Source organism: Bifidobacterium olomucense (assembly GCF_012932375.1).
Taxonomy (GTDB): Bacteria; Actinomycetota; Actinomycetes; order Actinomycetales; family Bifidobacteriaceae; genus Bifidobacterium; species Bifidobacterium olomucense.
Genome location: NZ_JAAIIG010000014.1, coordinates 1 through 12229, shown reverse-complemented (window position 1 = coordinate 12229; position 12229 = coordinate 1). Strand labels below are relative to the sequence as shown.

The 12229-nt window shown below is 60.0% G+C and carries 8 protein-coding genes; 7 read left to right on the top strand and 1 reads right to left on the bottom strand.

The window, feature by feature from the left end:
- Positions 1–133: 133 nt before the first annotated feature.
- A complete protein-coding gene (locus G1C97_RS10775; RefSeq protein WP_169241742.1) occupies positions 134–2488 on the top strand; it encodes a glycoside hydrolase family 3 N-terminal domain-containing protein in 2355 nt (784 codons plus the stop codon).
- Positions 2489–2608: 120 nt separating this feature from the next.
- Here G1C97_RS10775 and G1C97_RS10770 read toward each other — a convergent pair whose 3' ends face one another.
- Positions 2609–3211: a TetR/AcrR family transcriptional regulator gene (locus tag G1C97_RS10770; protein ID WP_169241741.1), complete on the bottom strand. Its 603-nt coding sequence runs from the start codon at positions 3209–3211 to the stop codon at positions 2609–2611.
- A gap of 239 nt (positions 3212–3450) precedes the next feature.
- Between G1C97_RS10770 and G1C97_RS10765 the strand changes: the two genes are divergently transcribed.
- From G1C97_RS10765 to rplA, 6 genes are all read left to right on the top strand, one after another.
- Entirely contained in the window at positions 3451–5703 is a 2253-nt protein-coding gene (locus tag G1C97_RS10765) for an exo-alpha-(1->6)-L-arabinopyranosidase (protein WP_169241740.1), read from the top strand.
- A 205-nt stretch (positions 5704–5908) separates the two neighbouring features.
- On the top strand, positions 5909–6382 hold the full coding sequence (locus G1C97_RS10760; protein ID WP_169241739.1) for a MarR family winged helix-turn-helix transcriptional regulator: 474 nt from the start codon (positions 5909–5911) through the stop codon (positions 6380–6382).
- Between the two features lie 146 nt (positions 6383–6528).
- Positions 6529–8328, top strand: coding sequence for an ABC transporter ATP-binding protein (locus tag G1C97_RS10755; RefSeq protein WP_240951122.1), 1800 nt, complete (start codon positions 6529–6531; stop codon positions 8326–8328).
- Positions 8325–10340, top strand: a complete 2016-nt coding sequence (locus G1C97_RS10750) for an ABC transporter ATP-binding protein (RefSeq protein ID WP_169241737.1) — start codon at positions 8325–8327, stop codon at positions 10338–10340. Before G1C97_RS10755 ends, G1C97_RS10750 begins: the two co-directional genes overlap by 4 nt.
- 306 nt (positions 10341–10646) lie before the next feature.
- Positions 10647–11078, top strand: coding sequence for a 50S ribosomal protein L11 (gene rplK / locus G1C97_RS10745; protein ID WP_003829785.1), 432 nt, complete (start codon positions 10647–10649; stop codon positions 11076–11078).
- Positions 11079–11093: 15 nt separating this feature from the next.
- Positions 11094–11786 carry a 50S ribosomal protein L1 gene (gene rplA / locus G1C97_RS10740; protein WP_100496618.1) on the top strand — a complete coding sequence of 231 codons (693 nt, stop codon included), beginning with the start codon at positions 11094–11096 and terminating at the stop codon, positions 11784–11786.
- Positions 11787–12229 lie beyond the last annotated feature (443 nt).

The following is a 12229-nucleotide window of genomic DNA, read 5'->3' as shown; positions in this document are numbered from 1 at the left end:
AGTTGCTGCCTGTTTTGCTGCCTCCTCGGTTCGGAAACATCATCGTTCTTCCCGCGTGTTGCGGTATGTATCGCGATAAACTACCGATTGGTAATTAAATAATTTCGATTTCATAGAGGAAAGCGAAACAACCATGGCCGCAACCGAAGCAACCGCAGCAACCTTGCCCTACAAGAACCCCGATCTGCCCGCCTCCGAACGCATCGCAGACCTGCTCTCCCGTATGACGTTGGAGGAGAAGGTCGGCCAGATGATGCAGCTCGACGCCCGCGGTGGCGATCTGGATGACCTGATTGTCAACAAGCACGTCGGCTCCATCCTGCACACCAGCCCGGAAGACCTGCCGCGCGCGGTCAAAATCGTTAACGAGGAAACCCGGCTGGGCATTCCGCTGGTTATCGGCGATGACTGCATCCACGGTTATTCCTTCTGGCCCGGTGCCACGATCTTCCCCTCGCAGCTCGGCATGGCACTGAGCTGGGACGCCGAGAAGGTGCGTCAGGCAGGTCGCGCCACCGCCGAGGAAGTCTCCTGCACCGGCGTGCACTGGACCTTCTCCCCGGTGCTGTGCATCGCGCGCGACACCCGCTGGGGCCGTGTGGATGAGACCTTCGGTGAAGACCCGATGCTGATCGGCGAACTCGCCTCTGCCATGGTCAAGGGCTATCAGGGCGGCGCCAAGGCCGGTGAGGAACTGCCGAAGGATGCCATCCTGGCCTGCGCCAAGCACTTCGCCGGCTACTCCGAAACCCAGGGCGGTCGCGACGCCTCCGAGGCCGACCTGTCTCACCGCAAGCTCGAATCCTGGTTCCTGCCGCCGTTCGAACGCGTTGCCAAGGAAGGCTGCGGCACGTTCATGCTCGGCTACGAATCCATCGACGGTGTGCCGGTGACCTTCAACAAATGGCTGCTGACTGACAAGCTGCGCGGCGCATGGAAGTACAACGGCACGTTGATCACCGACTGGGATAATGTCGGCCGCTCCGTATGGGAGCAGAAGGTCAAGCCGGATTATGTGCATGCCGCTGCAGATGCGGTCAAGGCCGGCAACGATCTGGTCATGACCACCCCGCAGTTCTATGAGGGTGCCATCGAAGCCGTGAAGACCGGTCTCTTGGATGAATCTCTGATCGACGAGGCCGTTGCTCGCATTCTGGCGCTGAAGTTCCGCCTCGGTCTGTTCGAGGACCCGCGTCTGCCGGACGCTGAACGCATCAAGACCGTCATCGGCTCCGAAGCTCACCAACAGATCAACCTGGAACTTGCCCGCGAAGCCGTGGCGCTCTTGCGCAACGACGGCAGCCTGCCGTTCGCGGCCGGCAAGGCCAGGCGCATCGCCGTGGTCGGTCCGCTGGCTGACGATGCACAGAACCAGCTCGGCGACTGGACCGGCAACTCCGGACAGGTTTCCTGGATGCCGGACGGCCAGCCGCGCGGGATGATCACCACCGTGCTCGACGGCATCAAGCAGCTTGCCGGCGAGGGTACCGAAGTCGTCTACTCTCGTGGTGCCAACATCGTGGATCTCGTCACCGATCCGGCCGGCGAACTCTACCCGGATGGCCAGCCACGCCCGAAGATCGGAGTTTCCGCCGCGGTCGATCAGGCGATGCTCGACGAAGCCGTGGCCAATGCCCGTCAGTCCGACCTGATCGTAGCCGTAGTGGGCGATACCGTCCAGCTCACCGGCGAAACCTGCTCCACCGCAACCCTCGAACTGCTCGGCGGCCAGAATGCGCTGCTTGACGCACTCGCGGCCGTGGCCAAGGAAACCGGCAAGCCGATGGTCACCGTGCTGGTAAGCTCCAAGCCGCAGATTCTACCTGCCTCCATCGTGGGGGAGAACGGTGTATTCGCCAAGCGCGTGAGCGACCCCGAAACCGGCGCCGGCTCCATCCTGTGGGCCGCGAACCCGGGCATGAAGGGCGGTCAGGCCATCGCCGAAATCATCTTCGGCCTGACCAATCCGTCCGGCCGTCTGCCCGTTACCTTCCCGCGCCATGCCGGCCAGTTGCCGGTCTACTACAACCAGGTGCGCGGCCAGCATGGTGACCGTTACGCCGATCTGACGCAGGATCCGGCATTCGCCTTCGGCGAGGGCCTGAGCTACACCACCTTCGAATATGGCGAACCGGTCATCACCGGCGGTGCGTCGAATGCCGACGGCACTTTTGCCGAGTCCGATACCGTACGCGCCGAGATCACCCTGACCAACACGGGTGACATGGCCGGCACCGAAGTCGTGCAGGCCTATATCGGCGACATTGTGACCTCCTACAGCTGGACCGACCGCGAGTTGAAGGCCTTCCGGCGTGTGGAGCTTGCGCCCGGTGAAACCAAGACCGTTTCCTTCGATATCCCGGTGGCCGATTGCACCATCGTCGATTCCGAAGCTAACCGCATCGTGGAGCCCGGTGAATTCGAACTGCTTATCGGTCATTCGTCCCGCCGCGAAGACCTGAGGCGCACCACGTTCACCGTGGCGTAATTTTCGCGATTATCCGGTCCGATATTTTCCGTCCCCGTCTCCATATGAGACGGGGACGTTTCTTTTGCGGCAGAAGCGGGACGGTTTATTTCCCCGCAGTCCGATGGTTCGGACGTCGTCTTAATGGTTGTGCCGGTATCCGTCCCACGTGGGCAATGGCATAAGTACGTTTTCGCAATCGGCCCACATGTCCATAAGGTGTTGTCCGGGCGTGCGCAACCAGCGCAGCTGAATGCCGTCCATCATCGAAAAACCAGCTTGCAGCACATGTTCCACGTTCACGCCGTCCGGCACGCACCAGTTGATGTTCAGCGCATTGGCGACGGTTTGACGCTCGCGGTCGACAAAGTAGGCATGTGCGGGATGTTCGGGATCCAAGGCCTCGGCGCTCAGTGTGGAGAACATATGCACCAGTGTCGGGCGTTTGGCGTTGATCTGTACGATTCTGCGCCACATATCGGCGATGAGCGGACGCTCTTCGCCGACCATGGCAGACATGACGTCGATGGTCTCGCGATCGTATACCTCGCTCAGCACCAGGTTGAGCAGACCTTCTTTGCTGCCCACGTAATGCAGCACGCCTGCTTTGGTGAGGCCCACTTCGGTGGCGATGCGCTGCAATGAGGTGCCGTAGTAGCCGAGCTTGCCGAACGATTCGACGGTGGCTTCGATGATGGCGTTGCGGCGATCGTCGTTCTGTGCATTGGGAGAGGTGCTGCTCATGAAGGCAACCTTACGGTCGGTTAGTTGTGTTTTCAAATGATTCTGGCGTGTTGTTGTCTTGAATTTGATAGTCTACTTACCGATCGGTTGGTCGAGGGAAAACGGTTTGGAATTCGCGGGGGAATTTCATCGAGCGAAAAATCCGGCGCTCCAAAACGTTCGATGTCTCAAATCGCCAACTCCCGCCGCCGAACCGCAGACACAGTCGCTGACGTACATACTCGAAGAAAGAGGTTTCCATGAGCGAACAGACTTACCCTTCCGTCAAGGACCTGACCATCGAAGAAAAAGCGTCCCTTACCTCCGGCGGCGACGCCTGGCATCTGCAGGGCGTCGAATCCAAAGGCATCCCCGGCTACATGATCACTGATGGTCCCCACGGTCTGCGCAAGTCCTTGGCCTCCAGCACCGGCGAAACCGATCTGGACAACTCTGTGCCCGCCACCTGCTTCCCTCCGGCCGCAGGGCTCTCCAGCTCATGGAACCCGGAGCTCATCCACAAAGTCGGCGAAGCCATGGCCGAGGAATGCATTCAGGAGAAGGTGGCCGTGATCTTGGGCCCCGGCGTCAACATCAAGCGCAATCCGCTCGGCGGCCGCTGCTTCGAATACTGGTCCGAAGACCCGTATCTGGCCGGTCATGAGGCGGTCGGCATCGTCGCCGGCGTGCAGTCCAAGGGCGTAGGCACATCCCTGAAGCATTTCGCCGCCAACAATCAGGAAACCGACCGTCTACGCGTGGACGCCCGCATCAGCCAGCGCGCCCTGCGTGAAATCTACCTGCCGGCCTTCGAACACATCGTCAAGACCGCTCAGCCGTGGACCATCATGTGCTCCTACAACCGCATCAACGGCGTGCATTCCGCCCAGAACCACTGGCTGCTGACCGACGTGCTGCGCGACGAATGGGGCTTCAAGGGCATCGTCATGTCCGACTGGGGCGCCGACCACGATCGTGTGGCTTCCCTGAACGCCGGCCTGAACCTCGAAATGCCGCCGAGCTACACCGACGATCAGGTGGTCTACGCCGCCCGTGACGGCCGTATCTCCCCGGCCCAACTCGACCGTATGGCTCAGGGCATGATCGACCTGACCAACAAGGCCCGCGCCGCCATGAGTATCGACGGCTACCGTTTCGACGTGGACGCGCATGACGAAGTGGCCCATCAGGCCGCCGTGGAATCCATGGTGCTGCTCAAGAACGACGAGTCGCTTCTGCCGCTCGACCCTGCCGCGGGCGAGCAGATCGCAGTCATCGGCGAATTCGCCCGCACCCCGCGCTATCAGGGCGGCGGCTCCTCGCACATCACCCCCACCAGGATGACCAGCTTCCTCGACACCCTCGCCGAGCGCGGCATCGAAGCCAGCTTCGCCCCAGGCTTCACACTTGATCTCGAACCGGCCGACCCTGCGCTGGAAGCCGAAGCCGTCGAGACTGCCAAGACGGCCGACAAAGTGCTCATGTTCCTCGGTCTTCCGGAAGCCGCGGAATCCGAGGGCTTCGACCGCGAAAGCCTTGACATCCCGGCCAAGCAGATCGAACTGCTCAAGCGGGTCGCCGAAGTGAACCCGAACGTGGCCGTGGTGCTTTCCAACGGTTCCGTGGTCTCCGTGCACCCGTGGGCCCGGTACGCCAAGGGCATCCTGGAATCCTGGCTGCTCGGCCAGGCCGGCGGTCCGGCGCTCGCCGATGTGATCTTCGGCAAGGTGAGCCCCTCCGGCAAGCTCGCCCAGTCCATTCCGCTGGACATCAACGATGACCCGAGCATGCTCAACTGGCCGGGCGAGGAAGGCCATGTGGATTACGGCGAAGGCGTGTTCGTCGGCTACCGCTACTACGACACCTACGGCAAGGCCGTCGATTACCCCTTCGGCTACGGCCTGAGCTACGCCACTTTCGAGATTTCCGATGTGCGGGCCGCCAAGGCCGGTGCCGACACCGCATCCGTGACCGTCACCGTGACCAACACCTCCGCCGTGGACGCGGCCGAAACCGTGCAGGTCTACGTGGCTCCCGGCAAGGCCGACGTGGCGCGCCCGGTGCACGAGCTCAAGGGCTTCAAGAAGGTGTTCCTGAAGGCCGGCGAATCCACGACCGTGACCATCGACCTTGACGAACGCGCGTTCGCCTACTGGTCCGAGAAGTTCAACGACTGGCATGTGGAATCCGGCGAATACGGCATCGAAGTCGGCGTGAGCTCGCGCGACATCGCCGCAACGGTGAGCGTGGAGCTTGACGGCGACGGCAAGACCCAGCCGCTGACCGAATGGTCCACGTTCGGCGAATGGTCCGCCGACCCGGTGGGCGCCAAAGTAGTCGACGATCTGGTTGCGGCCGGCGAGAGGGACGAACTGCCCAAGCTCACCGATAACGCCATGATGCGCATGTTCCTGAACTCCATGCCGATCAATTCGCTGCCCACGCTGATGGGCGAAGCCGGCAAGGACGTCACCAAGTTCCTGCTCGACGGCTACGCCGAGTTGAATAAGTAAAAAAGAATGTGCTTTAGGCTCCTTTCTATGAATCAGTAGAGAGGAGCCTTTTGTGCTGTATGACACTGTGCGACACGCTGATTGTTGCATGTGCAACTGTTGTATGTGGCGCGCATTACACTGTTTCGTTGCATATACAACAGTTGCAGATGCAGTGCAATTGTCGAACAGAAACAGCAATAAGCAATCGAAATGGGGGAGCGATATGGATCATCATGCCCTCAGCATCGAAATGCGCTCACTGAGCAAAGCCGTGGACCGATATTTGGGTGAAAGCATGCCGGAATCCGCACGCATCGCGACCGGTGGCAACGCCCATATCATCATCTTCCTGGCACGCAATCGTGGACGGGACATCTACCAGCACACCATCGAGCGGAAATTCTGCATCACCCGCTCCACGGCGTCCCGCGTATTGACGTTGATGGAAAAGAAAGGCCTGATCGTGCGCGAGCCGGTGGCCCATGATGCCAGACTCAAACGCATCGTGCTCACCAGCAAAGCCGATTCCATCGTGGCCGACCTCAAGGCCAACGGCGATCGTGTGGAACGTTTGCTGGTCGAAGGGCTGTCCGCGGAAGAGCAAACAGCTTTGCATGATTGCGTCAAACGCATGCGAGCGAACATCGATGCCGCACAACGAGAATACGAACGCGATATGAAGGAGGAGAATAAATGAGCGATACCGCACCCGAACGCAATGCCGCAGCCGGCAATGTGACGGCGGAAGACAGCGCAGCCGCCACCGAGGCGGCCATCGAACGCTCGCGCAAAGCCGTCGAGCCGGAGCGCCCCAAGCACATCATCCGCACACTGACCGGATCGATGCGCGAATACACCAAGGAAAGCCTGCTGGCTCCGCTGTTCGTGTTCATCGAAGCCATTCTGGAAATCGTGATCCCCACGGTGATGGCCACCTTGATCGATCAGGGCATCACCGGCGGCAGCATGCCGGCCATCATCAAATTCGGCCTGATTCTCTTGGTCTGCTCCCTCGTCTCCCTGGCTTGCGGATTCCTGGCCGGAAAGTATGCGGCCATCGCCGCGGCCGGCTTCGCCAAGAACCTGCGCCGCGACCAGTTCGAGCAGGTGCAACGCTTCAGCTTCACCAACATCGACCGGTTCTCCACCGGTTCCATCATCACCCGTCTGACCACTGACGTGACCAACCTGCAGATGGCCTACGGCATGATGGTGCGCATGGGCGTACGCGCCCCGATCATGGTGATCGTGGCCTGGATCTTCTCCTTCCGCATCAGCCCGTCGATCTCCATGGTGTTCCTCGCCTGCATTCCGATTCTGGCCATTGGCCTATGCGGACTCGCGGTACTGGTGCATCCGGTATTCGAGCGTGTGTTCCACACCTACGACGCGTTGAACAACGTGGTGGATGAGAACCTGCAGGGCATCCGCGTGGTGAAGTCCTACAACCGCGAATCCTTCGAAATCCACAAGTTCGACCGCATCTCCAAGCGCATCTTCAAGGACTTCACGCTGGCCGAGCGCATCATGAGCTTCAATAGTCCGATCATGATGTTCTGCATCTACGCCTCGATGATCCTGATCTCCTGGATGGGCGCCCAGCAGATCGTGGCATCCGGCAACAACGCCGCACTGGGACTTACCACCGGTGATCTGACGGCACTGGTGACCTACGCCATGCAGATTCTGATGGCCATGATGATGCTGTCGATGATCTTCGTCATGTTCATCATCTCCCAGGCCTCCGCCGAGCGTATCTGCCAGGTGCTGCAGGAAAAGAGCACGGTGGTGGACCCGGAGAACCCGATTAAGACCGTGGCCGACGGTTCCATCGAATTCGATGACGTCACCTTCCGCTACTCCGATAGTTCCGAAAAGCCGGTGCTTGACGACATCAACCTGACCATTCCTTCAGGCGCCACGGTAGGCATCGTCGGCGGCACTGGTTCGGCAAAGTCCTCGCTGGTGCAGCTGGTCCCCAGACTTTACGATGTCTCCGCCGGCTCGCTCAAGGTCGGTGGGCGTGATGTACGCGATTATGATCTCGAAGTCCTGCGCGATCAGGTGGCCATGGTGCTGCAGAAGAACGTGCTGTTCTCCGGCACCATCGCCGAGAACCTGCGCTGGGGCAATCCGGACGCCACCGACGAGGAGATTCGCCACGCATGTCAGCTCGCCCAGGCGGACGGCTTCATTCAGGAATTCCCGGATAAGTACGACACCTACATCGAACAAGGCGGCACCAATGTCTCCGGTGGTCAGCGCCAGCGTCTGTGCATCGCCCGCGCGCTGCTCAAGAAGCCGAAGATCCTGATCTTGGATGACTCCACGTCCGCGGTCGACACCAAAACCGACAAGCTGATTCGCGAAGCCTTCCACCATGAGATTCCGGACACCACCAAGATCATCATCGCCCAGCGTGTGGCCTCGGTGCAGGAATCCGACATGATTCTGGTCATGGACGAAGGCCGCATCATGGCCCGCGGCACGCATGACGAACTGCTCAAGACCTGTGACGAATACCGTTCCATTTACGAATCGCAGACCAAGAACACTGCCGCGGGCCAGGCCGAACTTGAGCAGGCCGCGGCCGAAGAAGCCGAACGCATGAAGAACGCAGCAGAGGAAGGAGAGGCACGATGAGCGACAAGCAAAGCTTCAAGAACCGCAAGCCCGCCATGGGCAAGCCGGCCCCCGGCACCACCAAGCGCATCTTCGGCTACATCATGCAATACAAGTGGCGCGTGGTGGCCATCGTGGTGTGCATTCTCGTCGGTGCCGCCGCCCAAGCCGGCTCCGCACTGTTCCTCCAATCGCTGATTGATACCTACATTCTGCCGTTGGTCGGAGCCAAGAATCCGGACTGGGGTCCGCTGCTGCAAGCGATTACTCTGATGGGTTGCCTGTATGTGGCCGGTATCGTGGCCAGCTGGCTGTGGCAATGGTTGATCGTCACCGTCGAGCAGGGCACGCTGAAGAAGATTCGTGACGACATGTTCGCCCACCAGCAGCATCTGCCGATCCGATACTTCGACACCAACGAACACGGCGACATCATGAGCCGCTACACCAACGATACGGACACGCTGCGCCAAGCCATCTCCCAGTCCTTCCCGCAGATGTTCGCCTCCGCCATCTCCGCCATCGCGGCAGTGATCTCCATGCTGTGGCTCTCCATCCCAATCACCGTGTTCGTGCTGTTGTTCACCGTGGGCCTGTTCTTCGTGGTCAAGGCGATTGTCGGTCGCGCGGGTCGCTTCTTTGTCAAGCAGCAGCAGTGGCTGGGCGACGTGAACGCGTTCGTGGAAGAATCCGTGAACGGTCAGAAGGTCATCAAGGTCTTCAACCATGAAGACGCCACGCAGAAGATCTTCGACGAGAAGAACGAGGAACTGTTCGCGGCTTCCGCCGAAGCCAACACCTGGGGCAACGTCACCATGCCAGTGGTGGGCAACATGGGTTACATTCTCTACATCCTGCTCGCCATCGTAGGCGGTGCTATGGCGCTCGCCGGCGTGGGCAACGTGGGATTGAACGGCTTCGGTCCGCTGACCCTCGGTACGCTGATCTCCCTGCTGACCCTGTCCCGCTCGTTCATCAACCCTCTCGGTCAGGTGTCCATGCAGCTCAACATGGTGATGATGGCGCTCGCTGGAGCTTCCCGTATCTTCGCGCTGATGGATGAGGCCGTCGAGTCCGATAACGGCACGGTGACTTTGGTCAACGTGGAACTTGGCGAAGATGGTCGCACGATGCGCGAAGTCGATCATGAGACCGGCCACTGGGCATGGAAGCGTGAGGAAGGCGACGACGGTACGCGTTCGTTGAAGGCCGCGGAAAAACTGCATGGTGCCGCCCGCGAAGTGGCATTGAAGGCCAAGGAACAGGCGATTACCTCGCCGGACGGTCGTCTGACGCTGCTGCAGGGCGATGTACGCTTCACCAACGTGACGTTCGGCTACAATCCGGACAAGCCTGTACTGCACGATATCACATGGTTCGCCAAGCCCGGCCAGAAGATGGCGCTCGTCGGTGCCACGGGTGCCGGCAAGACCACGGTGACCAACCTGATCAATCGCTTCTACGACATTCAGGAAGGCCAGATCCTCTACGACGGCATTGATGTGAAGAACATTCGCAAGCCCGATCTGCGCCGTTCGCTCGGTATCGTGCTGCAGGACGTGAACCTGTTCACCGGCACCGTGATGGACAACATTCGCTACGGACGCCTCAACGCCACTGACGAGGAATGCATCGAGGCGGCAAAACTGGTGAACGCGGACGGCTTCATTCGCATGCTGCCGCAGGGCTATCAGACCGTGCTCGAAGGCGACGGCTCGGGCCTGTCCCAAGGCCAGCGTCAGTTGATCTCCATCGCGCGCGCCGCAGTGGCCGATTCCCCGGCCCTGATTCTCGATGAGGCGACTTCCTCGATCGACACTCGCACCGAGGAAGTGGTGCAAGCCGGCATGGACGCGCTGATGAAGGGCCGTACGGTCTTCGTGATCGCGCACCGCCTGTCCACCGTGCGCAACTCCGATGTGATCATGGTGCTCGACCACGGCAACATCATCGAACGCGGTTCGCATGACGAGCTGATCGCGCAGAAGGGTGAGTACTACCAGCTATACACAGGCGCGGTGGAACTGGAATAATTGCTTGGCTTGTCCTTATCCCAGGAACATTTGAGGCCCTCCTCAGCCAATCGAATTTGCAGGGGAGGGCCTTTGCCCTCTTCGTGGGTAGACGTTGTCCACTCATCTTCGCATAATAGGAAAGCTTGTGTCTGGAGGGAAGACCCGCTAGCACAGCACAGCAATATAAGTTGCGGGAGGAGACCACTCGTGGCTTCGAACCCTTACATATGTGCGGATAAATAACGAGTCAAGACCGCATATGCGTAGGCAAGAGGTTACTGGTGGCGACCATTTGAACCGCGTTATAGAAAGAAGAACCATATTATGGCTCCCAAGAAGAAAGTCTCAGCGCTGATCAAGCTGCAGATTCAGGCAGGCAAGGCCAACCCGGCCCCGCCGCTGGGTCCGGCCCTCGGCTCCCATGGCGTGAACATCATGGACTTCTGCAAGGCTTACAATGCCCAGACGCAGGACAAGATGGGTCAGGTCATCCCTGTCGAGATCACCGTTTACGAGGATCGCTCCTTCACCTTCGTTCTCAAGACCCCGCCGGCAGCAGCCCTGCTGAAGAAGGCCGCTGGCATCGAGAAGGGCACCGAGAACCCGCTGACCCACAAGGTCGGCTCGGTCACCAAGGCGCAGGTTCGCGAAATCGCTGAGACCAAGATGGAAGATCTGTCTGCTCGCGACATCGAGGCCGGCATGAAGATCATCGAGGGCACCGCTCGCTCGATGGGCATCACGGTTACGGACTGATAAGGAGATAGACAGATGGTAAAGCGTTCCAAGAAGTACCGCGAAGCCGCTGAGCGCGTCGATCGCAACAACCTTTACACCGCCAACGAGGCCATCGCTCTCCTGAAGAGCATGCCCTCCTACAACTTCGACCAGACCGTCGAAGCTGTGTTCCGTCTGAACGTTGACCCGCGCAAGGCTGACCAGCTCGTGCGTGGCACCGTCAACCTGCCTCACGGCACTGGTAAGACCGCCAAGGTCCTCGTGTTCGCTCGTGGCCCGAAGGCCACCGAAGCTACCGAGGCCGGCGCCGATATCGTCGGTGATGACGACCTGATCGCCAAGGTTCAGGGTGGCTTCCTCGACTTCGACGCCGTGGTCGCCACTCCGGACATGATGGGCAAGGTCGGCCGTCTGGGTCGTGTGCTCGGCCCGCGTGGCCTGATGCCGAACCCGAAGACCGGCACCGTGACCATGGATGTCACCAAGGCTGTCAAGGACATCAAGGGTGGCAAGATCGAGTTCCGTGTCGACAAGAACGGCAACCTGAGCTTCCTGATCGGCAAGCTGAGCTTCGATGAGGCTGCTCTGGACGAGAACTTCAAGGCTGTGGCCGACGAAGTCAAGCGTCTCAAGCCGTCCACCGTGAAGGGTCGTTACCTGACTAAGGCGACCATCACCTCCACGATGAACCCGGGTGTGCCGGTTGACCCGAGCATCCTGGCCTGAGCGAGGCTAGCTGAATAAGCTGAAAGCTGTTAAGGGATCTTTCCAATTGGGAAGATCCCTTTTCGTATTTTGTGCAGTTGCTCGCATGGCCAGAGTTACTTACCGGAGCGGGAAAGTCGTGCGAAATACATTCGTGGCATTCAGGTTCAAGTAAGAACAACGAAGTTGAACTGGGAGTGAATTGTTGCGACACGCCGTCGGATATTTGGTGTCGGTCCTCGCCGGCGCGGGATAGGGGCGTAATGTGACAGTCAAGGCGTGGTTTCATCAAATTTCGACACGCCGAGAGAACGCCGGCGTTGCAACGTTTTGGCGTGTTTTTGCGCGCCTTGATTTGCGTGATTGCCGTGGTGCGTGTAAGTTATTCATCTGTTGCCGCTCGGCACGGCGGGCCTCCGCTTCCTTGATGGTTCGGGGTCGCTTGCCGGCGTGGTGGTGGTTTG

Bases quoted from the DNA above. Each gene is read 5' to 3' on its own strand.
- G1C97_RS10750 (WP_169241737.1), top strand. From the start codon at position 8,325: ATGAGCGACAAGCAAAGCTTCAAGAACCGCAAGCCCGCCATGGGCAAG.
- rplK (WP_003829785.1), top strand. From the start codon at position 10,647: ATGGCTCCCAAGAAGAAAGTCTCAGCGCTGATCAAGCTGCAGATTCAG.
- G1C97_RS10770 (WP_169241741.1), bottom strand. From the start codon at position 3,211: ATGAGCAGCACCTCTCCCAATGCACAGAACGACGATCGCCGCAACGCC.
- rplA (WP_100496618.1), top strand. From the start codon at position 11,094: ATGGTAAAGCGTTCCAAGAAGTACCGCGAAGCCGCTGAGCGCGTCGAT.
- G1C97_RS10775 (WP_169241742.1), top strand. From the start codon at position 134: ATGGCCGCAACCGAAGCAACCGCAGCAACCTTGCCCTACAAGAACCCC.
- G1C97_RS10760 (WP_169241739.1), top strand. From the start codon at position 5,909: ATGGATCATCATGCCCTCAGCATCGAAATGCGCTCACTGAGCAAAGCC.
- G1C97_RS10755 (WP_240951122.1), top strand. From the start codon at position 6,529: ATGCGCGAATACACCAAGGAAAGCCTGCTGGCTCCGCTGTTCGTGTTC.
- G1C97_RS10765 (WP_169241740.1), top strand. From the start codon at position 3,451: ATGAGCGAACAGACTTACCCTTCCGTCAAGGACCTGACCATCGAAGAA.